Here is a 24,301-nt window from a genome sequence, read left to right as displayed (position 1 = left end):
CCCTTAATCCGGTTGCCCGTTCCCCGGGCCGGTGCCACCATCCCGGGGTCCGTTCCAGCCCCGACCAGCAGGAGCCGTACGTGGACCTCGACGTCCAGAACTATGTGCGCACGCTCGCACTCCGCTCACCCGGCCACGTACGTGTGGGCCCCTTCACGGTGCGCTACAACGCCGACTGGCCCATCCCGCCCGTCAATTACGCCGTGCCCGACCATGCCGCCAGTCCGACGGCGGACGACATCCGGGCCCTGATCGAGGTGTTCCGCGAGAAGGAGCGGCTGCCGCGCCTGGAGTTCCTGCCGTCCTGCGCGCCGGACGTAGAACCGGCCCTGCTGGCGGCCGGTTTCACGGTCGAGCGCCGTGCACCCCTGCTTGCCTGCTCCCCCGACGCGCTCGTGACACCGCCGGTGCCGGGGATCACCTTCACCGTCGTGTCGGACGAGGCCGGTTACCGGGCCGCGGCGGGGGTGCAGCATGCCGGATACGGCTTCGAGGGCGAGGCGACGGAGGGCGAGATCGGCGCACTGCGGAAGGTGGTGGAGGGCGGCGGGGTCGCCGCTGTGGCCACGGACGACACCGACGGCACCCCGGTCGCGGCCGGCAGCTGCTCGGTCCCGGTCGACGGTCTCTGTGAGCTGACCGGACTCGCGGTCGCCGCGACCCACCGCCGCAGGGGCATCGGCGCGGCTTTCTCCGCGTTCCTGACCGCGAAGGCATTCGACGGCGGCTGCCGGACCGTGTGGCTGGAGCCCGGCGACGCGGACGTCGAACGGGTCTACGCCGCCGTGGGCTACGTCAGGGTCGGCAACAAGACCGACATGTCCCTGACCTGACCCGACGTGGCGGCGTCGTCACACCAGGCGCCGTGCCGTCGCCCACCGGGTGAGCTCGTGCCGGTTGGACAGCTGAAGCTTGCGAAGCACCGCGGACACGTGCGACTCGACCGTCTTCACCGAGATGAAGAGCTGCTTGGCGATCTCCTTGTACGCGTATCCGCGCGCGATGAGCCGCAGCACCTCCCGCTCCCGCTGCGTCAGCCGGTCCAGGTCCTCGTCGACCGGCGGCGCGTCCGTCGAGGCGAAGGCGTCCAGCACGAAGCCGGCCAGCCGCGGCGAGAACACCGCGTCGCCGTCCTGCACCCGGAAGATCGAGTCGACCAGGTCGCTGCCGGTGATCGTCTTGGTGACGTAGCCACGGGCGCCGCCGCGGATGACGCCGATCACGTCCTCGGCCGCGTCGGACACCGACAGCGCCAGGAACCGCACCGGGTTCTCGGCCGCCGCCATCAGCGAGGCGCAGCGGCGCAGCACCTCCACCCCGCCGCCGCCGGGCAGGTGCACGTCGAGGAGGACGACCTCGGGGCGGGTCGCCGTGATCACGGTGACCGCCTGGTCGACGTCGGCTGCCTCCCCGACGACCTCGACGCCGGTGCGCTCGGTCTGCCCGATCTCGGCCTGCACTCCCGTGCGGAACATCCGGTGGTCGTCGACGAGTACGACCCGCACCCGACGTTCTGTGGTCTCTCCGGCCGCCTCGGTCATCCGTCCGCCCTCTCCATCTCGAGCTCCACTTCCGTGCCCCCTCCGGGCACGGAGCGCAGTCGTGCCGTCCCGCCGTTGCGCTGCATACGCCCGATGATCGACTCCCTGACGCCCATCCGGTCCTCCGGTACGGCGTCCAGGTCGAATCCCGGCCCCCGGTCCCGTACGGACACGAAGACCGTACGGCCCTCGACCTCCGCGTACACCTGCACCGCCCCTCCCGCGCCACCGTACTTGGCGGCGTTGACCATCGCTTCGCGGGCGGCCTGCATCTGTGCGCCCAGTTTGTCGTCGAGCGGGCAGTCGCCGACGACGACGACCTCGAGCGGGACCCCGTGCTTGTCCTCGACCTCGGCAGCCGCCTTCTTGACCGCCTCCGCGAGGGTGTCGGGCTCCTCGTCCTCGTCCTTGCCGGTGCCCTCCGGCTTGTAGAGCCAGTTTCGCAGCTCGCGTTCCTGGGCGCGGGCGAGCCGACGCACCTCGCCGGCGTCGTCGGCGTTCCGCTGGATCAGGGTCAGGGTGTGCAGGACGGAGTCGTGGACGTGAGCGGCGACCTCCGCCCGCTCCTGGGCCCGGATGCGCATGGTCCGCTCCTCGGAGAGGTCCTGCGTCATCCGCACCAGCCACGGGCCCGCGAGCAGGGCGACACCGGCGATGACGGCGACCGCGGCGGTCAGCACATTGCCGAGCTGGGCGGCCGAGCCGCGGACCACCATGAAGACGGTCAGGCCCATGCCGACGAGGGCCACGCCGGCCAGCGCCCTGGCCAGTTGGAGCAGCCGCCGCCGACGGCCCACGTCGGTCCAGCGGGCGCGGCGGGCGTTGTCCGCCTGCCGCCAGACCAGGACGACTCCGGCGCCGATGAGCAGCGTCGGCCAGACGTAGCGGTCGCTGCCGCGCATGTCGACGTTGCCGACGAAGACCGCGGCCCCGAAGAGCAGGGCGACCATCGCGAACAGCTGGCCCTTGTCCGGCTTGCGCAGCCGGCGGCGCCCGTCCGGCGTGGTCTCGAACACCGAGCGCGGTTCCGCCGCCCGGCCTCCGACCCCGAGGGGGACGACGATCCAGAACACCGCGTAGAGCACGGCGCCCAGGCCGTCGGCAAGGAACAGCCCGAGGAAGACCAGGCGCACCCAGATGACGGGCAGCCCCAGGTGCCCGGCCAGACCGCGGGCCACACCGCCGAGCATCCGCCCGTCGGCACTGCGGTACAGCTTGCGCAGAGCCGGCTCCTCGGGCAGCGGGGCGCGCGAGGGGCCGGTGGTTCCGGGCGTGGCGACTGGCATGCATCGATCGTCACACGGCGGAACGGGACGCGGTATCAGGGTCGTCCCCCAACCGTCCCTGATCCCCGGGATCCCCGGGTGCGTCCTTGGGTGTCCGAGGGAGGCCCGGCCGCAGTCCCGAGGAGGGCTCAGGGACGGAAATCAGGGAACGGCCAGGGTCGGCGCGGCTCCCGCCCCACCTCTCGGCCCGTCACCATGGACCCATGACAGAGCAGCCGACCGTCCCGCCCCCCGAGGCACCCCAGCTGCGCCGCTCCCCGCGCCACAAGGTGGTTGCCGGTGTGTGCGGCGGACTGGGCCGCTACTGCGACGTGGACCCGGTGATCTTCCGGATCGCGGTCGGCGTGCTCTCGGTGACCGGCGGAATCGGGCTGATCTTCTACGGCTTCGCCTGGCTGCTGCTCCCCTCGGAGGAGGACGAGGAGAACGAGTTCCGCCGGCTGCTGTCGGGCCGGGTCGACGGCGCGTCGCTGACGGCCGTGCTCCTCGCCCTGATCGGTTGCGGGATCTTCCTCTCCATGCTGGGCAACGACAGCGCCCTCTCCTTCGCCGCGCTGCTGTCGCTGGCGGTCACCGGGGCGGCCGTGTGGTCCCAGCGCCGCCGGCTCGCCACGACCGAAGGCGCACCGATGGACACGGCGACGGCGCACACGGTCGCCGAGGCCCCTCCGGAGACCAAGGCCCCGCCGGTGCCGGAGAGCCCTTCGTGGTGGCGCGACCCGATCGTCAAGGACGGCACGACCGGCCCGGTGCCGACCGGCTATCTGTGGGGCCCCGACGCGGCGGTGGCGGACGCCTCGGCGCCGCACGGCCGGGGCGGAAGCGGGCGGGTGCCGCCGGCAAACCGCGGTCCGCGGGGAATCGGCGGCGCGGTCTTCCTCCTGGCACTCGTCGCGGGCGGTCTGGGGACGGGACTGAGCTGGGAGGGGCAGCCCTTGGGCACCGCCCTGCAGATCGGTCTGGTGGCCGCACTGTCGGTGTTCGGACTCGGCCTGCTGGTCAGCGCCGTGCTGGGCCGCACGGGCTTCGGCACGATCCTGTTGACGCTGGTCACGGCGGGGATGCTCGCCGGCGCATCGGCGCTGCCGAAGGACATCGGCACGAGCTGGGGCGAGCAGCACTGGCGGCCGGCGTCGGTCACCGCCGTCGAGCCGCTCTACGAGCTGGGCACCGGGGTCGGCACCCTCGACCTGTCCGCGCTCTCCGTCCCCGCGGGCGAGGCGGTGTCGACACGGGCCGAGATCGGGGCGGGGCAGCTCAAGGTCGTGCTGCCGAAGGACGCGACGGTGAAGCTGGACGCCGAGGTGGGCGTCGGCGACCTCCGGCTCCCCGGGGACACCCCGAACGACATCGACGTCGGCCCGAGCCAGGACCGCCGGCGCACGCTGCCACCGCCCGCCGGGGCCGGGCCGGCAGGGACGCTGGAGCTGAAGCTGGAAGTGGGCATCGGACAGGTGGAGGTGACCCGTGCAGAGTCATGAGTCCGGTGAGGGGGCCGTGCGCCACGGGGCGGACGGGTCCGGTCGCGCGTTCCGGCACGGCTTCCGCCCCGCGAGGTTCGTCGCGGGGCTGTGCGTCCTGACAGTGGCGCTGCTCTACGGCGGGGACGCGGGCGGCGCCTGGCACACGCCCTGGTGGGTGGCGTTCCCCGTGATCGTCGGCGGCTTCTTCATGGCGGGCGTGGTGGCCGCCGTGCACTACGGGGTGCGGCGCCGGGCCGCGATCAGCGCGTCGAGGGAGAACAGGGAGGCGCCCGCGAGCACCAACGGCAGCCAGGCCATCAGGTAGGCGAGGTCGTTGCCGTAGTAGTAAGGGTCCGTCTGCCAGCTCACCGTCAGCCACAGGCTCAGCGAGATCAGTGCCCCGCCGAGGGCGGCGAGCCGGGCCAGCAGCCCGACCAGGGTGCCGATGCCGACGGCCAGTTCACCGAGGGCGACGGCGTAGCCGAAGCCCTCCGGGTTCTTCAGCGCCAGATCGACGAGCGCCGGCACGGCGGACGAGTCCCGCACGGCGTTCATCATCTCGCCGATGGAACCGGTTCCGGTCGCCGACATGAACGCGCTGTCGGTGAGTTTGTCGAGGCCCGCGTAGATGAACGTGACGCCGAGGAAGACACGCAGCGGCAGCAGGGCGTACCGGCCGGCCCGCTCCCTGAAGCCGCGTGGTCCTTCATCGGCGGGCGCCCCGTGGTCCGCCGTTGCCCGATGAGTGTGTGTCATCGCTGGTCCCCGCCTTCAGTCGACCCGTCGCCCGACCATACGTACGGCGCGGTCGTGCCGCTCACCAGACTAGTCACAGACCTTGTGACGCACGGGTCCTGTGACACACGGGTGAGGGGCAAGGCGCGACGTCAGTACGTCACTTCGATGAGGCAGCGGTTGCTCTCCACGCCGGCGGCCGTCACCACCTGCACATCGACCCGCCCGGGCTCGACCTCCGCCGGCACCGGCACGGTGAGCACCGTGTCCGTCGGGTTGGCGAATCCGCCGGGCACCGGGATGAGCGGGACGTGCACATGCACGGTCCCGATGCGGACGACCATGCGCGCCAGCCGGTCGGGGACGCCCGCGCCCGGCGGGACGAAGCCGGAACCGCGGAGCTCGATGTCGTCTCCGGTGCGGATCGGTCCGTCCAGGTCACCGGCCTCCCGTGCCCGTACCACCGACATCACCACGGGCCCGCCGCCCTCCGCGTACTTGGCGGCCAGGTACGTCCCCGCGGAGACGGCCATCAACAGGACGGCGCCCCACGGCAGCTCGGGCAGCCGCCCGGGGCCGCGCCCGAGCTGCACCAGCGTGTACGTCATGGCGGCCGCGCTCAGCAGCACGTACTGCACATCGGCGAAGGCGGCCCGGCCGTCGTCGTCGCAGACGAGGTCGCGGGGGTGGGGCCGGTCGGCCGGCACCTTCTGCAGCCGCTGGCCCCGGACGCGCACGGCGACGACCCGGCGCACCAGCACGGCGACCCCGCAGACCAGGGCGAGGACGGTCAGCAGGCCGGCGCCCCGGCCGAGGGCCAGGCCGCCGGCGAGCCGGTCGTGGTCCGCGGGTGCGGAGGACCACGCCTGTTGGAGCGCGAGGACCAGCAGCGCGTAGCAGGCCACCAGCACCCAGGCGATGGCGACGGAACGTGAGGTGGAGAGCCGGTTGTCCTCCCCGGCAAGCGGCGCGAGGAGCCCGCCGCGTGCCCGGTGGGCGTGGGCGCCGGCAGTGAGAGCACCGGCGACGGCCAGCGCGGCGAGCAGTCCTGCCGTACGGGCGCCGGTCCAGCCCGCGCCCATGGCGGTCACCAGCTGCACGGTGGCGAGGACACCGAAGCAGGCCCACACGGCGACGAGTGAACGCAGCCTGAGCCGGCGCAGCCGGGCGCCGTCCGCCTCCCGGTCGCGGTCGGAGACCGTGAGGGCGGCCTGGGTCAGCTCGTCCGAAACCCACTGGCGCGAAGCGCCGGGCGAGTGGGCCACGCCCGCGGGCAGTCCCTGGCCGGCGGCGAACCCCTCGCGCAGGCCGACGAATTCGGCCACCGCGCGCCGGTGGCTCTCGCGCGCGCCGTGCCCGCACTCGTCGCACCGTCCCGCTTGCTGCATCGCCACGACCGAACGCCACCTCTCCCGCATCAGGAAGAACAACTGCCTTGTGATGCATGGGAATTGTGCCGCACGCAAACCGCCGCCACCCTGATGGCCGAGGCCACGCCGGGTGAATCACGACCTCACCGTGTTGACGCCACCCCGTCGGTCGGCGCCCACTCTTCGGCCGACGGCCGGAACGACGACGCCGCCGCTCGGACGAACGAGCGACGGCGTCGGCGTTGAAGTCGGGGAGAGGTCACTCCCACTCGATGGTGCCCGGCGGCTTGCTCGTCACGTCGAGGACCACTCGGTTCACGTCCGCGACCTCGTTGGTGATCCGCGTCGAGATCTTCGCCAGCACCTCGTACGGCATCCGCGTCCAGTCCGCCGTCATCGCGTCCTCGGACGAGACCGGGCGCAGCACGATCGGGTGGCCGTAGGTGCGGCCGTCGCCCTGGACGCCGACGCTGCGGACGTCGGCGAGCAGCACCACGGGGCACTGCCAGATGTCGCGGTCGAGACCGGCCGCCGTGAGCTCCTCGCGGGCGATGGCGTCGGCCTCGCGAAGCAGGTCGAGCCGCTCACGCGTGACCTCGCCGACGATGCGGATGCCCAGACCCGGTCCCGGGAACGGCTGACGCTGGACGATCTCGTCCGGGAGGCCGAGCTCCTGCCCGACCATGCGGACCTCGTCCTTGAACAGCTTGCGCAGCGGCTCGACGAGTTCGAACTCGAGGTCCTCCGGCAGGCCGCCGACATTGTGGTGCGACTTGATGTTGGCGGTACCGGTGCCGCCGCCGGACTCGACGACGTCCGGATAGAGCGTGCCCTGGACGAGGAACGCGACGTCCTCGCCGCCCGCGGCCTCGGCCACGATCTCGGCCTGCGCCTGCTCGAAGACCCGGATGAACTCGCGCCCGATGATCTTGCGCTTCTCCTCGGGGTCCGAGACCCCGGCCAGCGCCTTGAGGAAACGGTCCGCCGCGTCGACGACCTTCAGCTGCACGCCGGTGGCGGCGACGAAGTCCTTCTCGACCTGCTCCGTCTCGCCCTTGCGCATCAGACCGTGGTCGACGTACACGCAGGTGAGCTGCGAGCCGATGGCCTTCTGTACGAGCGCCGCGGCGACCGCGGAGTCCACACCGCCGGACAGACCGCAGATCGCGCGCTTGGTGCCGACCTGCGCGCGGATCGCCTCGACCTGCTCCTCGATGACGTTGCCCGTGGTCCAGTTCGGCTCGATGCCGGCGCCGCGGTAGAGGAAGTGCTCGAGGACCTGCTGGCCGTAGGTGGAGTGCATCACCTCGGGGTGGTGCTGCACTCCGTACAGCTTCTTCTCGTCGTTCTCGAAGGCGGCGACCGGCACCACGTCGGTGGACGCGGTGACCGTGAAGCCCTCGGGCGCGGCGGAGCAGGCGTCGCCGTGCGACATCCACACCGACTGCTCGTCCGGCGTGCCCTCGAAGAGCGTCGAGCCGCTCTTGGAGACATGCAGGGGCGTGCGGCCGTACTCCCGCGCGCCGGTGTTGTCGACGGTGCCGCCGAGCGTCGTCGCCATCAGCTGGAAGCCGTAGCACATGCCGAAGACGGGGACCCCGGCCTCGAAGATCGCGCGGTCCAGGCGCGGGGCGCCCTCCGCGTAGACCGAGGAGGGGCCGCCGGAGAGGATGATCGCCCTCGGGTTCTTGGCCAGCATCTCCGCCACCGGCATGGTGGACGGGACGATCTCGCTGTAGACCCGGGCCTCACGGACGCGGCGGGCGATGAGCTGGGCGTACTGGGCACCGAAGTCGACAACGAGGACTACGTCCGGGTTGGAGTGGTCGGCGGCGGCGGAGGGTGCTGCTGGCACTGGTGGCGGCCTTCCGGCGGGGAGAGAGGGTCTGCTTTGTCGATTCTACCGGCGCGCCGGAGATCCCATTTCGTCTCACCATCCGAACCCGGTTTGCCCGGCGCGGCCGGGCCGGGTCCATACTGGCCGCATGCAGAAGCAGCTGACCTTCGTCTTTACCTATGGCACCGGCCCGTCCGGCTGCCATGGTCGTGCTGCCTAGCTTCAGACAGCGACTTTCCAGGCGCCCCGGGCCGACAAGGCCCGGGGCGCTTGTGCATTTCCGGGCCGTGCCGATCCGGGGCCCCACCGATACCCGAGGAGCCCATGAGATGTCCGTCACCGAGACCGAGAAGACCGGCGCCCGCACCGAGACGGCCGCCACGGTGATCACCGGAGCGCGTGAGCGCATCGACGCGCTCGACGACCGGATCATCGGCCTGATCCAGGAACGGATGGCCGTCTCGGCCGTCATCCAGGACGCCCGGATCGCCTCCGGCGGCCGCCGGGTGAACCTGGCGCGCGAGATGGAGGTACTGGGGCACTACAGGGACGCGCTGGGCAAGCCGGGCACGTCGATCGCGATGACGATGCTGGAGCTGTGCCGGGGCCGGATCTGACCGGCCCGGGTACTCCTGCGTATCTGCGTTCGGGCGCATCCTCACCCGTACGGCGCGTGACGCGCCCTGCCGGTCTTCGTTGGTCCCGTTGTCCGTGCCAGCCAGGGGCGGCCTCGAAGGAAACCACGCGTGGCTCCGCCGGTGCGTGTGACGTACTGCAGGTACGTCGTGGGACCTCGCACCAGCGCGCGTGACCGGTCGGCAGGGGACAGCAGCCCGGTCACCCCAAGCGGTCGGCCCCGGGGACGCCCGGTGCCGGCCGCATCCCGTTCCGACGGTCGCGCAGACGCGTCACCCGGTCCCGTACGACCCGACACGAGCACGTCCCGCTCCCCGCGACCCGGTCGCCGCCCACGGAACCCGCCCCGCGCGTCCTGTCGCCGAAGGCCGGACTTGCGCTGCGCTTCCCCTCGCGGCGGGGCCGGCACCCCCTCCCCACGACGCGGTGCGCCCCTCGGCCCCGCGGCCCGCCACGGTTGCGAACCGTCGCCGGTGCGTTCGGAACGATCCGGCCATGGTCACGCCTGTGGCGCAGGTCACATAAAGATCCCGTGAGTCGGCGTGCAACCAATCACCCTGGTCACCGGTCATGCATGCGTAACAAGGACCTCAGCTGTTCGCACCCACCGTGGTGCCGGGGGGTCACAACCAGCCTTCGTACCGCGTCCGGCGGTACCCGGACTTCACTGAGGTCTCAATGAAGCTTCGCCGTGCCATGGCCGTCGCCGCCGCGACCGCTGTCATCGCCCCTGCCACGTTCCTGGCGGCGCCGGCCGCGTTCGCGACGGACGCGAGCCCTTCGGCCACGGAGACCACGTCCCCGGCTCCCACCGGGTCCGAGACCGCGTCTCCGTCCCCGACCGGGTCCGAGACCACCTCCCCCGCCCCGACCGGGTCGGAGACCACCTCCCCCGCGCCCACCGGGTCCGAGACCACGTCTCCGTCCCCCACCGGGTCCGAGACCACCTCCCCCGCGCCTTCGCCCTCGACCTCCGCTCCCACCCAGGACCCTGAGGACCCCGAGGAGCCGCCGTACTGCGAGGAGCTGGACGAGGACTGGGAGGAGAAGGCCCTCGGCCTCGAGATCAGCGGCCTGCCCGGCAAGATCGTGGCCGGCAGCGGCTGGGAGGAGTTCAACCTCACGATCACCAACAACTCCAAGGCCGACCTCAAGGAGGTCGCCTTCTACGCCGAGGTCGAGAACGACCAGTTCGAAGAGGACAAGTGGCTCAGCAAGCACGTCGAGCTGCAGTTCCGTCTCCCGGGCACCGACCAGTGGGAGCGGATCGGCGACTCGGAGTTGGCCGGTGACTACTTCTGGGGCGTCGAGACCATGAAGTCCAAGGACTTCGTGAAGATCGACCTCCGCCTCAACGTGGCCAAGACCGCTCCGGCCGCCGAAAGCTACTCCTTCGGCTCCGGCGGCTACCTGGGCGACGTCGACGGCCAGGAGTGCATCGCGGAGAACGCCGGCGTGTACGCCGACTTCACCGTCCTGAAGCCGGGCTCCCCGAACCCGAACCCGGGCGAGGCCGAGCCGGGTGACGGCGAGGGCAAGGACAAGGGCCCCGACACCAAGCCCCAGGGCGACGTGAAGGAGCTCCCGGTCACCGGCAACCTCGCCGAGACCGGCTCCGACTCGACCCTGCCGGTCATCGGCGCGGTCGGCGGTGTCGCGATCCTCGCCGGCGCCGGTGTCGTCTTCGCGATGAAGCGCCGCCGTGGTGACGCCACCGCGTAACGCCTGAAGCTCAGGCACACAGAGCCACCAAGGCCGCTGCACTCGGAGGGGGGTGCAGCGGCCTTCGTGCGTGCGGATCGCCCGTGGGGCGCTCAGGCCTCCTGAGGCTTGGGCAGGGCAGCCTTCTCGGTCCCGGCCGTCTTCTCGGCCACCGCCTCGGCCGTCTTCTTCGGTTCCGCCGTCTTCTTCGGCGGGAGTGCCGGCATGCCGAGGAACGGCAGCTTCAGCGCGCCGAACGCGTCCGCCGGTACGGCCGGGGCCTTGGGCGCGACCGGGGTCAGGCGTTCGTACGCGCGGCCCTGGGCCGGGCGCGGGTCGTCCTCGCCCTTGTTCGGCCAGAACGACATCGCCCGCTCCGCCTGGGCCGTGATGGTCAGCGACGGGTTGACACCGAGGTTCGCCGACACCGCGGAGCCGTCCACGACGGAGATGCCCGGGTGGCCGTACAGCCGGTGGTACGGGTCGATGACGCCGTCCGCCGCCGTGGCGCCGATCGGGCAGCCGCCGAGGAAGTGCGCGGTGAGCGGGGTGCCCATCACTTCGCCGATGTTGGAGCCCGCGAAGCCGTTGATCTCCTCGGCGAGCAGGGACGCCGCGCGGGTCGCCTCGGGGATCTGGTTCGGATTGGGGGCGCCGTGGCCCTGGCGGGCGGTGAGCAGTCCCTTGCCGATCCCCTTCGGCTTGCGGTACGTCGTCAGCGAGTTGTCGAGCGACTGCATGACCAGGCCGATGATGGTCCGTTCCGACCAGCGCCGGTTGGACAGGGCGCGGACCGCGAGCAACGGGTGCCTGGCCATGTTGCCGAGCCAGCCGACGACACGGCCCTTCGCCCGGTAGGGCACCTGAAGGACGGTCATGCCGCCCATCGCGTTCGAACCCCTCCCGTAGCGCACGGGCTCGATGTGGGTGTTCTCGTCCGGGTGGATCGAGGACGTGATGGCCACGCCACGGGTGAAGTCGACCCGTTCCGCGCCGTGCCGCTTGCGGTAGCGCCGGTTGTCGGTCTGAGCGCCGACCAGGGCCTCCGAGTTGGTGCGGGTCAGCTCGCCGAGCCGTGCGGACAGCCGCGGCAGCAGTCCGCCGTCCCTCATCCGGTGCAGCAGGGTCTGTGTGCCGTACGTACCGGCGGCGATGACGACGCGGCGGGCCGTGAACGTACGGCCCTTCCCCTTGCGCCTGTTGTCGCTGGGCAGCGTCTTGATCGCGAAACCGCCCCGCGAGTCCTCCGTGACGGCGACCACGGACGTCATCGGGTGCACGGTGGCGCCCGCCTTCTCCGCGAGGTACAGGTAGTTCTCGTTGAGCGTGTTCTTCGCGCCGTGCCGGCAGCCCGTCATGCACTCGCCGCACTCGCTGCACGCCCTGCGGGAGGGTCCGGCGCCCCCGAAGTACGGGTCGGCCACCTCTTGGCCGGGCCTGGCACGCACCGTCCCGTCGGCGTCGTCTCCGTCCCCGAAGAACACCCCGACGGGCGCCATGTGGAAACTGTCCCCGACGCCCATGGCCTCCGCGGTCGCCTTCAGATGGACGTCGGAGGGGGTCATCGTCGGGTTGAGCCGCACGCCGAGCATCCGCCGGGCCTGGTCGTAGTAGGGCTTCAGCTCCTCCTGCCAGTCCGTGATGTCCTTCCACTGCGGGTCGTTGAAGAACGGCGCGGGCGGCACGTAGAGCGTGTTCGCGTAGTTGAGGGAGCCGCCGCCCACGCCCGCTCCCGCCAGCACCATCACGTTCCCGAGCAGGTGGATGCGCTGGATGCCGAAGAGTCCGAGGGCCGGTGCCCAGAGGTAGTTGCGCAGGTCCCAGGAGCTCTTGGGCAGGGACTCGCGGGTGAAGCGGCGGCCCGCCTCGAGGACGCCGACCCGGTAGCCCTTCTCGGTCAGTCGGAGGGCGGACACGGAGCCACCGAAGCCGGAGCCGACGACGATCACGTCGTAGTCGTACCGCGTGTCGTCCTCCGCGGCCCGGTTTCGGGCAGGGGATACCTCGGACATGGCTCTCCTCATGAAGGTGCGGGCGTGCGGGTGCGGGTCACGGGGTCCGTCGGACCGGGCGGGTCAGCGCAGACGGAGGGCCTTCATCGCCTTGAGGCTGACGCTCATGAAGGCCGCGTACTTCTCGTCGTCCATGCCGAACGACGGCGCGAGCGGCAGCAGACGCTGCTGGGACACGGTCTGCGCCTCCGTGTACTTGAGGATGCCCTCGGAACCGTGGCGGCGGCTGAGCCCGGAGTCCTTCATGCCGCCCATCGGGGACTGGACGCTGCCGTACGCCGGCGCGTAGCCCTCGTTGATGTTGACGGTGCCGGTGCGCAGCTTGGCGGCGACGGCGTGTCCACGGCGGGCGTCCTTGGTCCAGACACTCGAGTTGAGGCCGTACGGGGTGGCGTTGGCCTGGGCGATGACGTCGTCCTCGTCGGTGAAGCGGTACACGGAGACCACCGGGCCGAAGGTCTCCTCCGTGCACACGGCCATCGGGGCCTCGACTCCGTCGAGGATGGTGGGCTCGTAGAAGAGCGGGCCGATGTCGGGCCGTGCGACACCGCCGGCGAGGAGCCTGGCACCCTTGGCGACGGCCTCCTCGACATGGCGGGTGACGGTCTCGAGCTGGCGCTCGCCGACGAGGGAGCCCATGTCGGCCCCGTAGGCGAGGGAGTTGCCGAGCCGCATGGCCTTGGTTCGGGCGGCGAACCGCTCGAGGAAGTCGTCGGCGACGGACTCGTGCACGTACAGCCGCTCGATCGATATGCACAGCTGGCCGGCGGAGGAGAAGCAGGCGCGCACCGCTCCGGCCGCGGCCTTCTCGACGTCCGCGTCGTGCAGGACCAGCATGGCGTTCTTGCCGCCGAGTTCGAGGGAGACGCCGATGAGGCGGGCGGCGGCGCCCTGTGCCACCTCGCGGCCGGTACGGGTGGAGCCGGTGAACGACACGTAGTCGGCGTGCTTGACGACCTCGGGGCCGACGACGGGGCCGTCCCCGATGACGACCTGGAAGACCTCGGCCGGCAGCCCCGCCTCCACGAGCAGGTCGCGCGCCCACAGGGCGGTCAGCGCCGTCTCGGTGTCGGGCTTCATCACGACGGCGTTGCCGGTGACGAAGGCGGGCAGCGCGTCACCGACGGACAGCTCCAGCGGGTAGTTCCACGGCGCGATCTGTCCCACCACACCGCGCGGATGGCGCAGTTCGGTCGTCTTCGTGAGGACGGGGACGACACCGGTGTGCCGCTTGGCCTTCAGGTACGAGGGCGCCTTGCGTCCGTAGTGGCGGGCGGCGACGGCGACGGCCTGCACCTCCTCGTGGGCGTGCAGGCGGGCCTTGCCGGTCTCCAGCTGGATCAGGTCCAGGACCTCCGCCTGGCGCTGGAGGACCAGGTCGTGGAAGCGCAGCAGGACGGCCGCGCGGGCACGGACCGGGGTGGCTGCCCATGCGGGCTGGGCGGCGCGTGCCCGCTCGAAGGCCGCGGCCACGTCATCGGGGGTGGACTCGGGGAGTTCGGCCAGCTGCTCGCCAGTGAACGGCGCGTGGTTGGCCGTGCGGCCGGAGCCGGCCACCGACTTGGTCAGCCGGGCGACCAGTTCGGGGGTCACCACGTCGGCGGCGGTGCGCGCGCCGGCCGGAGCGGCGGCTGTCGGGTTGGTGCCCAGGGCGGCCGCGGTGGCCTGCGAGTCCGTCATGGGGGCGAGAGTAGGCGCAGAGCAGCACTTTGGGTACCCGTCGGTAACAGCTTTTCACCATGCTCACACGACCGCGCCAGCGATCACTGGCACATAACCCCTGATCAGGCCCTATTCATCGGTCCGGCGGGCACGCCCGGCAATTTTTCCGGCAGCCTCGGGGAGTCGCGTGACCCTGTTCACGGCGCCGGGGGCCGCCATCCCCGCAGCATGGTGTCGAACTGCTCGCGGGTCGTCACCCAGTCGTGTGCGGGGCCGGACATGTAGAGGGCGTACTCCGTGCCGTCGTCCTCGTAGTACATCTGGTCGATCGCCCGTCGGGGTCCGGGATGCTCCTTGCTCTCCGTCCAGGTGAACTCCCAGATCGCGGACTGCGTCCGGTCCCGGAACGTGTTCGGGTGGAGCTGCACCCGGCGGTACTCCGGCAGGCGCTTCTTGAGGTTCTTCTGCATGTCGAGCATGTGCATGTACGGGTTCTCGTGGTCGGGCGCCGGGTCGATGCTGATGCGGATGCGGTGGCGGCCGTTGTCTGGTGTGTAGTCGATCTGGTTGCCGTCCGTCTGACGCCGCCAGCCGTCCGGCACCCAGAGGCTGAAGCCCGCCACGTCCTTGACGCGTCGCCAGCCCTCGGGGATCCCGGCATCCTCCGGCGCGGTGCTCTCGGCGCCGCCCGTCACGGCGCCTCCGGCGGCCGCCGCCTCTCCCTTACGGCCGTCCCCGCCGTCGCCCGCGTACTGCATCGCCAGACCCGCGGCGCCGCCCAGAACGGCGGCCAGCACGACGGCGATCACCACCGTGCGGACGCGCCCGCCGCGACGGCCGACTGCCTGCGAGGGTCCGGGCGCCGGTACGGTGCGGGACCGGTCCACCGCGTCGCCCGGCTGCGGCAGCCGCTGCGTCGGCACCCGCGTACGCCCCGTCTCCACCGTCCCACGGCCCTCCATGGCGTCCGTCAGCATCCGCTCCGCCTCGGCCGCGGAAGGCCGGTGCGACGGTTCTTTGCGCAATAGGGCCAGGATCACCGGAGCGAGCCTGCCCGCCCGTACCGGGGCAGGCGGTTCCTCGTCGACCACGGCCTGCATGGTCGACAGGGGCGAGGAGCGCCGGAACGGCGACCGTCCCTCCACCGCCGTGTACAGCGTCGCGCCCAGTGACCACAGGTCCGAGGCGGGGCCGGGGTCGTGGCCGCGGACCCGTTCCGGCGCGAGGTAGTCGATCGAACCGACGATCTCGCCCGTCCTGGTGATCGTCGAATCGCCCTCGATGGCCGCGATCCCGAAGTCCGTTATGAGCGCCCGGCCGTCCTTGGCCAGCAGGACGTTGGCCGGCTTGATGTCCCGGTGGAGCACCCCTGCGGCGTGCGCGGCGCCCAGCGCCCGCAGGATGTGCAGCCCGATCCGGGCCGCCTCCGTCTCATCGATCCGCCCGGGCTCCTTGACCGCGTCCGCGAGCGAGGGGCCGTCGACGTACTGCATGACGATCCAGGGCCGTGCGTCGTGCTCGAGCACGTCGTGCACGGTGACGACACCGGGATGGCTGATGCGCGCGGCCGCGCGCGCCTCCTTCTGGGTGCGGGCGTGCAGGACGGCCCGGTCGGCCTCCGACACGTAGAGCCCCGCGGTCAACTCCTTGACCGCCACCACCCGGTGGAGCACTTCGTCATGGGCGCGCCATACCTTGCCCATACCGCCACGGCCGATGGTCTCGCCCAGCCGGTAACGCCCGGCGAGCAGCAGACCGGTGCCTGTGCTGTGAATGTGTTCCACGTACCCCGCCCCGTTCCTTGGAATGACAGGTTACGGAGCGGATGTACGGCCACGGAACATCGGACGCCTCAAGTGACCGCACTGTGATGCGCGTTCCGTGCGCGCACGGGCACTCAGCGGGCGGAACGGTAACTCGCCGTGGCCTGCTCGAAGACCTCGGTCACTTTGTCACGCTGTGCTTCCGGTCCGATCACCTGGACGACGTGATAGGTGCCGTCGACGGCGAGCGCCAGGTTACGCACGTACACCTCACGGCCGTTGCTGTCCTGCCAGGTGAACTGGCCCTCGGCCATCGCCTGTCGGCCGACGTCGATGCGGCGCAGCCCGGTGGCGCTCGCCCACGAGGAGTCGCGGAAGGGCTGGAGTTCGGGCTCCTTGTCCCGCTGATAGACCAGCGGGTCGTCGCCGTTCGCCTGGACGGTGTCCCGGCCCGGCACGACGATGAGCGTGAAATCGCCGCCGGTGTAGCGGACTTGCCCGGCATCGTTGATCGGCCGGCGCTGCCACGTCCGGTCGACGGCGATCCGGAAGCCCTCCGGGTCGTCCCGGAGCTCATAGCCGGCGGGAAGTTCACCGGCCGGGGCGGAGGTCTGCGGCTGCTGGGACCCGGGCGAACCGGTGGGCGTCGGCTCCGGGTCGGCGCCCGCGCCCGTACGGCCGGGGCTCGGATCCTGCTGCGACGGCCCGGTGCCCGCCTCCCTGCCCTGAGGCGACCGCTGCCCGTCGTCCGCCTTCGGCATGAACAGCACGGCGTAGGTGATCGCGGCCACCAGGGCGAGCAGGATCACCAGCACAAGCGTGCGGCCGAGTGCTCGCGGCTTCCGCCCCTTGGCCTCATAGGACCGCCGGTTCGACGTGTCGTAAGAGTTCTCGTACGTCTCCTCGTAGGCGCGCCGCGGCGGCGGGACCTGGGCGACGGGCCTGTCCCTGCGCCCTTCCCCGCCCCTGCCTACTGCCCTGTCCCGGCTCCTGGTCTTCTTGTGGCGGTGGCGGCCGTGCGCGTCGGGACCGCCTCCGCGGCGCCTGCGGACGAGTTCGCCCCGGCGCCGGACGATCGGCAGCCGCGACCCGTCGACCGCCCCGGGCGGCAGGGGAACGACGTCCGTCCCGGCCTCGGGCTCCGGCGCCGAACGGACGAGGGAACGCAGCCAGCCGCGCAGCTCCTCGAAGTCGGGCCGCTCCGTGGGGTCCTGACGCAGCAGCGACTCGACGACCGGCCGCAGCGCGCCGCACTCCTCCGCGAAGGCGGGCGGCTCCGCGCACACCAGCTGGACGAGCTCTGCGGCGCTCTCCTCCGGGTACGGGGCGTGCCCCTGGACGGCCCGGTACAGCAGCGCCCCCAGCGCCCACAGGTCGGTCGCCGGGCCCACGGGCGCGGCGAGCTGCCAGTTCTCATGGACCGGGCCCGCCTGCTCGGGCGCCCACCGCTCCGTCACGGCACCGACCACGGTGATCCGCGCCTGGCGCGCCCGCTCCGCGGCCAGCGGTGTCGCGGGACCGCGGTACGGGGCGGAGCCGCCGGCGGTGACGACCTCGTCCCAGCGGCCGGGGGCCGCCGTGCCGTCCGTGGCGGCGGGTCGGCGCTGTGCGTCGGCACGCAACGCGTCACCGCCGCGGTGCCAACTGCCCGCGGCCGCGCTGTCCGTACGCGCCGCTGGGAGGGCGGGGCGCTGTCCACCGGCCGGTCGGCCGCCGGTTCCCGGGCCGCCGTCCGCCCGTGCGACGGGCAGCGCGGGCCGAACGTCACGAAGGGGTTCCCCGCCGGCCCTGCGCACGCCGTAGGGGTCGTCGCGGTACGGGTCGTGCGGGCGCGCGCCCGGCAGCGCTGGGCGCCCGGCGATACCCCGAGGGCCGCCGCCTCCGGCGGGCAGCGAACCGGCGCCCTCCCGGCCGGCGAACGGCGCGTCGTGCCAGGTGCCGGTCAGCCGGACGCGACCGGGACCGTCCTGAGACGGCCCCTCGCCGTCCCGGTCCCGGTCATGCGGGCCTTCGCCGTGACGCTCCACGTCCCGGCCTGTGCCGAACCGGCCCCGGTCCCCGCCGTCCCGGTACGGGCCCTCGTCACTTTCCGCGCCGTACGGGCTCCCGTACCGGTCCGTGTCGTAGCCGTCCTCATGACGGTCGTCGTAGCCGTCCTCATGACGGTCCGCGTCGTAGCGGTCCTGCTGACGGTCCGCGTCGTACGGGTCTCCGTACCGACCTGCGTCGTAACGGTCCTCGTGCCGCTGTTCACGGCCGTGGGCCTCCGCGTCGCGGGGCGGTATGCCGAGCAGGCCGAGACCCAGGTCCTCGAAGTCGGCGTCGTCGTCCTCGTCCCGGACGCCGCCGAGCCCGAGAAGACCTCGGCGCCCCTCGTCGGGCCGTCGGGCCCACCAGTCGGGGTCGAGACCGTCCTGCTCCAAGCGGTCACGGGCATCGGCGTTCTCGTCCTGGCGACGGCTCTCGCCCGTCCGTGCCCCGGCACGGGCACCGGCGCGGTAGGCCGCGATCGCCCCGGCACGGGCGGCACGCACGTCGGGCACACCGGTCGAAGGGCCGCTCTGCTGGGGCAGGGCGGGACGGGCGGACGCTGCCTCTACCTCGTGTCCGCGTGCGGACACGTCACCGGCATCGCGCCCCGGCGCCGGCCCTGGACCCGGCCCATGGTCCCGCTCTGACCCGTCGTCGGTGTCCGGGTCCGCGTCCGGCTCCGGTACCGGCGCGTAGCCGCACAGCGCCTCCTCCGCGGCGCCGGACGCCAGACCGGTGAGGACCACACGTCCGTCCTCGCAGACGAGCACCGTGCGCACCGTGATGTTCCGGTGCGTCCAGCCGTGGGCGTGCAGGACGCGCAGGGCGGTCAGGACGTCGGAGGCGATCTCCGCCGCCCGGTACGGGGTGAGCGGCTTCTCCGCGAGCAGCGCCGCCAGGGGCCTGGCCGCGACCCGTTCGCTCACTATCCACAGCGAGCCGTCCTCGGCGAAGACGTCGAAAACCTGGTCCAGTCGCGGGTGGTCGGGGATCTGCGCGGCCGCCTGTGCCGCCTCGACCGCCCGCCGGACCGCCGGGTCCGTGGGGCGGCGCGTCGTGCCGCCGCCTCTTCCGCCGTGGGGCCGCCGCGGCACCGCCGCGCCGGCGAGGCCGTCCTCGTCGAGCACCTCCGCGTCGACGATCTCAGGCAACGGCACCTGCCGCACCAGGACTTCATGTCCGCTGTAGGTGTCGAACGCGCGGGTCTCCGCGAATTCGTACTCGTCGGACGGCGGCAACGGCAGGCGGTAGCGGTCGGCGAGCACCCTTCCCGCATAGTCGTCCACGACGCCTCCCCGAGCGCGCTGTCCCCGGCCGGCACAGAAACAACGCAATAAGCCGTCAAATCCGGTCGCTCACCGGCCTCTTGTCGCTGCGTACCGTCCGCGGGTTCTCACGATACGTGTCCTGGGTCAGTCCTTGGGGCTGAACGTTGCGAACGCCGTCTTGCGCAGCGTCTCGCACTCCTTGCTGCGCCACTCGCTCGCCTTGCAGGTGACCATGATCGAGTAGCCGCGCCCGGCGTCGACCTTGAAGCCCCTGTTCAGGATACGTACCCGCTGGCCGTTCTCGTTGCGCTCGAACTCCCAGTCCGCGACGGTCGGATAGCCGTTGTACTCGACCGTCCCTATCCCCAGGTGCTTGTAGCCGTTGCTCGTGGCGCTGACACCGGCGACCGCCGCGGCCCATGCGGCCGCCGCGTCGTCCTTGGGGCTGTTGTTGAAGTCGACCTGGACACGCGGGACCCCACCGTCGACGCTGAACTTGCCGCCCGAGTTCTGGCCGGCCACACCCGTGAGCTTGAAGTTCGAGGGCATGGCCATGGTGAAGTGCCAGCGGTCGTTGGAGACCATCACGTACCCGGCCGGCAGCGTGTCGCCGCCCGCCGAGTCGTCGCCCTTGGGGTCACCCGAGGGCGGGGCGTCCGGGCTGCCGGTGCTGCCGCCCTGCCCTCCGTCCTCCTCCTTGCCGCCGTCCTTGCCGGTGTCGTCACCGCTGTCGGGACTCCCGTCGCTGCCCGCACCACCGGTCGCCTTGTCCTTTCCGCCACCGGCGGTGGAGCCGGCAGAAGCGGCGGTCTCGTCCTTGCCCTTGCCCTGGTTCCCGGTGTCGTCGTCACCGAAGACGAAAACCAGCACGGTGGACAGCACGGCGAGCAGTGCGACGGCCGCGATGATCACCAGCGTGCGGCGGGGTACCACGTCGGTGAGCGGTGCGCGCACCGGCGCGGCCCGGCGTGCGGAGCCGCCCGGCGCGGGCTGCGGCTTCGACTCCGACTTCACGGCGGCGGCCGCGTTGCGTACGGAACGCAGCGCGCCACGGACCCGGTCGGCGGCAGGGTCCTTCGGCCCGGCCGGGGGGACGGGGGGCACGGACGGCAGTCTGATGGCGCGGGTCGCCTCGGGCGACGGCTCGGGCTCAGGCGGCAGCGGCGGCGCCTCCGGCGCGTTCACCACCTGGGTGAGCAGGGCGCGGGCGCCGGCGTCGTCCAGCCGCTGGGCGGGGTCCTTGGCGAGCAGGCCGTAGATGACCTCCTCCAGCGGGCCCGCGTTCTTGGGCGGGTCGAGCGGCTCGGTCATCACGGCGGTCAGCGTCGCGATCGCCGAGCCCTTGTCGTACGGCGGGCAGCCCTCGACGCTCGCGTAGAGCAGGCCGCCGAGCGACCAGAGGTCGGCCGCCGGTCCCGGCTTGTGGCCGCGGGCTCGCTCGGGCGAGATGTACGACGGGGCACCGACGAGCATGCCGGTGGATGTGATCGACGGGTCGCCCTCCACCTGCGCGATACCGAAGTCGGTGAGCACGACGCGGCCGTCACGGCCGATCAGCACGTTGGACGGCTTCACGTCACGGTGCAGGATGCCCTCGCGGTGCGCGGAGCGCAGCACGTCGAGGATCGCCAGACCCACCTCGGCCGCCCGGCGGGGCGTGAGGACGCCGTCCTCCCGTACGACCTCGGCCAGGGACTTGCCCTCGACGAGCTCCATGACGATCCACGGGCGGTCGTCCTCGTCGACGACGTCGTAGACGGTCACAGCGCTGTTGTTGCGGATGCGGGCGATGGCCTTGGCCTCGCGCAGGGTGCGCGTGATGAGCCGGCGCTTCTCGTCGTCGTCGATGCTGTTGGGGAAGCGCAGTTCCTTGACGGCGACGGTACGGCCGAGGGTCTCGTCGACGGCGCGCCACACCGTGCCCATGCCGCCGCGCCCGAGGACGCCGCCGAGACGGTAACGCCCGGCCAGCAGGCGGCCCTCGGAACCGGTGGCGCCGCGTCCCTTGGAGAGCGGCGCACCCGCGCCCCCGGCACGGCCGGTCCGGTCCGCGGGGGCGGACTTCGCCGCGGCGGCCTGCGAGCCCGCGCCACGGCCGCCGTCGGCGGGCGACCCGGAGCTCGCACCGGTGGCCGCCTGCTGCGCGGCCGGCGCGTCCGCGGGCTCCGCCGGGTGCCTACCGGCCTTCGTGACGGACAGCGGCTTCGCGTCCGCGGCTACAGACTTCGCGTCCGCGGCGGCAGGCTTCGTGTCCGTGGCGGCAGGCTTCGTGTCCGTCAAGGCAGCGCCGCGGGCATCGCCCTGCGCATCCTTCCGCGGGTCGCCCTGAGCAGTCGTCACGCCCGCGCTGCGGGAGTCGAGACCGGGCTTCTGGGCGTCCTCCGTCTCCGCAGGGGCACCGCCCGCGGCCACGTCCTCGTCATCGGCCCCGACCGCGCCGGAGGCGTCCGGGCCCGCGGCGCCCGCTGTGACGTCGCCGTCCTCGCTCTTGTCCTCGGGGACCGCGTCCTTGACCTCCGGAGCGGCGTCCTTCACTTCGGGGGACGCGTCCGCTTCGGCCGCCTTCGGGTCCGCCGCGCCGGCGGCGGAACCTTCGCCCCCGCCGGCGGAACCGGCCCCCGCGCCCGCGGCAGAGTCCGCATCCTCGCCGGCGAAGCCGGCCCCCCGCTGGGGCTTCCGCGACTGCTCAGCCTCCGACATGCGTCCCCTCTGCGATCCCTGATCTTCGCCCGCGCCTGCCGCTTTCCGCGCGATGCGGTAACCCGCCCTGGCAGAGCGCCCATTGTCCCTCACCCCGGGACCGGTACGTCGTCCGGGTCCACCCAGCGGCGTGCCGGGCGCCCCCGAATACGCCACCCACCATGCCATCACACGGTGTGAAGCCCACCCCCGCACTGGTCGGAGGCGTGCCCGGACTCCACAACCGCCCTCGCGGCGGGCCGGTATCCCCGGGGCCGACGGGCCATCAGAGACCGACCTGACCGGATCAAGGCAGTCCGAATCGAGGCAGTCCAGGCCGGGGCAGGCCGGACCGGGGCAGGCCGGACCGGGGCAGGCCGGACCACGGAAGCCGGACCAGGTAGGCAGGATCAGAGCGGCACGATGTCCGGCGCCCCCAGCCGCGCCGCGTCCGCCGTCTGGTCGTCCGGCTGCCGCTGCGACTCCCGTTCCGCTTCCACCCTCTTCTCGTAGTGCTCGACCTCCTTCTCGATCTGCGCCTTCTCCCAGCCCAGCACCGGGGCCATCAGCTCGGCGCACTCGCGTGCGCTGCGCGTCCCCCGGTCGAAGGTCTCGATCGAGATTCGGGTACGCCGGGTCAGCACGTCGTCGAGATGGCGGGCGCCCTCGTGCGACGCGGCATAGACGATCTCGGCCCGCAGGTAATCGTCCGCGCCGCTCAGGGGATCACCGAGCGTATGGTCCTCCGCGATGAGGGCGAGCAGTTCCTCCGCCATGGCGCCGTAGCGGTTCAACAGGTGCTCGATGCGCACAACATGAAGACCCGTCCGCTCGGCGATCCTCGCCCGGGCGTTCCACAGAGCGCGGTACCCCTCGGCGCCGAGCAGCGGCGTGTCCTCCGTGACACAGGCCGCCACCCGCTGGTCGAGGCCGTGCACCGCCGCGTCAACGGCGTCCTTGGCCATCACCCGATACGTCGTGTACTTGCCGCCGGCGACGACGACGAGCCCCGGCACGGGGTGCGCCACCGTGTGCTCGCGCGACAGCTTGCTGGTGGCGTCCGACTCGCCGGCGAGCAGGGGCCGCAGCCCGGCGTAGACCCCCTCCACGTCGTCCCGGGTGAGCGGCACCGCGAGCACCGAATTGACGTGCTCCAACAGGTAGTCGATGTCGGCGCTGGAGGCGGCGGGGTGCGCCTTGTCGAGGTCCCAGCCGGTGTCGGTGGTGCCTACGATCCAGTGCCGTCCCCAGGGGATGACGAACAGCACGGACTTCTCCGTGCGCAGGATCAGCCCGGTCGTGGAGTGGATGCGGTCCTTCGGCACCACGAGGTGGATGCCCTTGGAGGCGCGCACATGGAACTGTCCGCGCTCCCCGATCAGCGCCTGTGTGTCGTCCGTCCACACCCCGGTGGCGTTGACGACCTGCCGGGCCCGGACCTCGTACTCACCGCCCGCCTCCACGTCGAGCACCCGGGCTCCGACGACCCGCTCGCCCTCCCGCAGGAAGCCGACCACCCGGGCGCGGCTGGCGACTTGGGCGCCGTAGCCGGCGGCGGTGCGCACCAGGGTCGTCACGAAGCGGGCGTCGTCCATCTGGGCGTCGTAGTACTGAAGGGCCCCGACGAGGGCGTCCTTCTTCAGCGCGGGGGCGACCCGCAGGGCGCGCCGGCGGGAGAGGTGCCGGTGAACGGGGAGCCCCCGCCCGTGTCCCGAGGACACCGACATCGCGTCGTACAACGCGACACCGGAGCCGGCGTACAACCGCTCCCATCCCTTGTGCTGGAGCGGATAGAGGAACGGCACCGGCTTGACCAGATGCGGGGCGAGCCGCTCGAGCAGCAGCCCGCGCTCCTTGAGTGCCTCCCTCACCAGGGCGAAGTCGAGCATTTCCAGATAGCGCAGTCCGCCGTGGATCAGCTTGCTCGACCTGCTCGAGGTGCCGGAAGCCCAGTCGCGCGCCTCCACCAGCCCGGTCGTCAGTCCTCGTGTCGCGGCGTCGAGCGCGGTGCCCGCTCCGACCACGCCGGCGCCCACCACCAGCACGTCCAGTTCCCGCTCGGCCATCCCGGCGAGCGCTTCGGCGCGCTCCGCGGGTCCCAGTGTCGCTGTCCTCACTGTTGCCTCCCGTCGCCCCCGTGTAATTCCTGCGGTCGGTCTCACAACGTCGAACCCGCCATGCCGGACTCACAAAGTCGGACTCACACCGTCGATTCTGTCCGTACTTGCCGACTTCAGCCACCGCCTGTGGATAACACTCGCTCGACCAGGAGCCCGCAATCCGGCAGAACGGTCATATTTACGCCTAGTCTGACATT

The 24,301-nt window shown here is 72.1% G+C and carries 16 protein-coding genes; 5 read left to right on the top strand and 11 right to left on the bottom strand.

Translation table 11 applies throughout. The annotated features are described in order from the left end of the window. Positions 1 to 80: 80 nt before the first annotated feature. Positions 81 to 833, top strand: a complete 753-nt coding sequence (locus MDN94_RS11360) for a GNAT family N-acetyltransferase (protein WP_482725696.1) — start codon at positions 81 to 83, stop codon at positions 831 to 833. 18 nt (positions 834 to 851) lie between these two features. Here the strand turns inward: MDN94_RS11360 and MDN94_RS11355 are convergent, their stop codons facing one another. Further along, positions 852 to 1,541, bottom strand: coding sequence for a LuxR C-terminal-related transcriptional regulator (locus MDN94_RS11355; protein ID WP_307707843.1), 690 nt, complete (start codon positions 1,539 to 1,541; stop codon positions 852 to 854). Then, entirely contained in the window at positions 1,538 to 2,827 is a 1,290-nt protein-coding gene (locus MDN94_RS11350; RefSeq protein WP_482725695.1) for a PspC domain-containing protein, read from the bottom strand. Before MDN94_RS11350 ends, MDN94_RS11355 begins: the two co-directional genes overlap by 4 nt. A 203-nt stretch (positions 2,828 to 3,030) precedes the next feature. Between MDN94_RS11350 and MDN94_RS11345 the strand changes: the two genes are divergently transcribed. Both MDN94_RS11345 and MDN94_RS11340 read left to right on the top strand, forming a co-directional pair. After that, a complete protein-coding gene (locus tag MDN94_RS11345; RefSeq protein WP_482725694.1) occupies positions 3,031 to 4,308 on the top strand; it encodes a PspC domain-containing protein in 1,278 nt (425 codons plus the stop codon). After that, on the top strand, positions 4,295 to 4,615 hold the full coding sequence (locus tag MDN94_RS11340; RefSeq protein WP_482725693.1) for a hypothetical protein: 321 nt from the start codon (positions 4,295 to 4,297) through the stop codon (positions 4,613 to 4,615). Before MDN94_RS11345 ends, MDN94_RS11340 begins: the two co-directional genes overlap by 14 nt. Here MDN94_RS11340 and MDN94_RS11335 read toward each other — a convergent pair. The 3 genes from MDN94_RS11335 to guaA form a co-directional block, all read right to left on the bottom strand. After that, on the bottom strand, positions 4,525 to 5,046 hold the full coding sequence (locus tag MDN94_RS11335; protein WP_482725692.1) for a DoxX family protein: 522 nt from the start codon (positions 5,044 to 5,046) through the stop codon (positions 4,525 to 4,527). The two genes, MDN94_RS11340 and MDN94_RS11335, sit on opposite strands and share 91 nt — an antisense overlap. A 131-nt stretch (positions 5,047 to 5,177) precedes the next feature. Continuing rightward, on the bottom strand, positions 5,178 to 6,413 hold the full coding sequence (locus MDN94_RS11330) for a hypothetical protein (RefSeq protein ID WP_482727056.1): 1,236 nt from the start codon (positions 6,411 to 6,413) through the stop codon (positions 5,178 to 5,180). Positions 6,414 to 6,654: 241 nt separating this feature from the next. Next, positions 6,655 to 8,250: a glutamine-hydrolyzing GMP synthase gene (gene guaA, locus MDN94_RS11325; RefSeq protein WP_307707838.1), complete on the bottom strand. Its 1,596-nt coding sequence runs from the start codon at positions 8,248 to 8,250 to the stop codon at positions 6,655 to 6,657. A 311-nt stretch (positions 8,251 to 8,561) separates the two neighbouring features. On the opposite strand from guaA, the gene MDN94_RS11320 reads away from it, so the two are divergent. Together MDN94_RS11320 and MDN94_RS11315 are read left to right on the top strand one after the other, a co-directional pair. Next, positions 8,562 to 8,849, top strand: coding sequence for a chorismate mutase (locus MDN94_RS11320; RefSeq protein ID WP_208545425.1), 288 nt, complete (start codon positions 8,562 to 8,564; stop codon positions 8,847 to 8,849). Between the two features lie 697 nt (positions 8,850 to 9,546). Continuing rightward, positions 9,547 to 10,590, top strand: coding sequence for an LAETG motif-containing sortase-dependent surface protein (locus tag MDN94_RS11315; RefSeq protein WP_482725691.1), 1,044 nt, complete (start codon positions 9,547 to 9,549; stop codon positions 10,588 to 10,590). A 92-nt stretch (positions 10,591 to 10,682) separates the two neighbouring features. Here the strand turns inward: MDN94_RS11315 and MDN94_RS11310 are convergent, their stop codons facing one another. The 6 genes from MDN94_RS11310 to MDN94_RS11285 form a co-directional block, all read right to left on the bottom strand. Next, positions 10,683 to 12,581: a GMC oxidoreductase gene (locus tag MDN94_RS11310; RefSeq protein WP_482725690.1), complete on the bottom strand. Its 1,899-nt coding sequence runs from the start codon at positions 12,579 to 12,581 to the stop codon at positions 10,683 to 10,685. A gap of 63 nt (positions 12,582 to 12,644) precedes the next feature. Continuing rightward, positions 12,645 to 14,261 (bottom strand): succinic semialdehyde dehydrogenase, encoded by a 1,617-nt coding sequence (locus MDN94_RS11305; RefSeq protein WP_482725689.1) that lies wholly within the window; start codon positions 14,259 to 14,261, stop codon positions 12,645 to 12,647. A 179-nt stretch (positions 14,262 to 14,440) separates the two neighbouring features. After that, positions 14,441 to 16,027, bottom strand: coding sequence for a serine/threonine-protein kinase (locus tag MDN94_RS11300; protein WP_482725688.1), 1,587 nt, complete (start codon positions 16,025 to 16,027; stop codon positions 14,441 to 14,443). 113 nt (positions 16,028 to 16,140) lie between these two features. Continuing rightward, positions 16,141 to 19,323 (bottom strand): protein kinase, encoded by a 3,183-nt coding sequence (locus MDN94_RS11295; RefSeq protein WP_482725687.1) that lies wholly within the window; start codon positions 19,321 to 19,323, stop codon positions 16,141 to 16,143. A gap of 126 nt (positions 19,324 to 19,449) precedes the next feature. Further along, positions 19,450 to 22,005, bottom strand: coding sequence for a serine/threonine-protein kinase (locus MDN94_RS11290; protein WP_482725686.1), 2,556 nt, complete (start codon positions 22,003 to 22,005; stop codon positions 19,450 to 19,452). Between the two features lie 389 nt (positions 22,006 to 22,394). Continuing rightward, positions 22,395 to 24,101 carry a glycerol-3-phosphate dehydrogenase/oxidase gene (locus MDN94_RS11285; RefSeq protein WP_482725685.1) on the bottom strand — a complete coding sequence of 569 codons (1,707 nt, stop codon included), beginning with the start codon at positions 24,099 to 24,101 and terminating at the stop codon, positions 22,395 to 22,397. Positions 24,102 to 24,301: the final 200 nt, after the last annotated feature.

It is taken from the genome of Streptomyces sp. WAC00040, assembly GCF_056835925.1.
The sequence above is the reverse complement of the archived record's forward strand: the minus strand, read 5'-3'. Positions and strand labels throughout refer to the sequence as shown.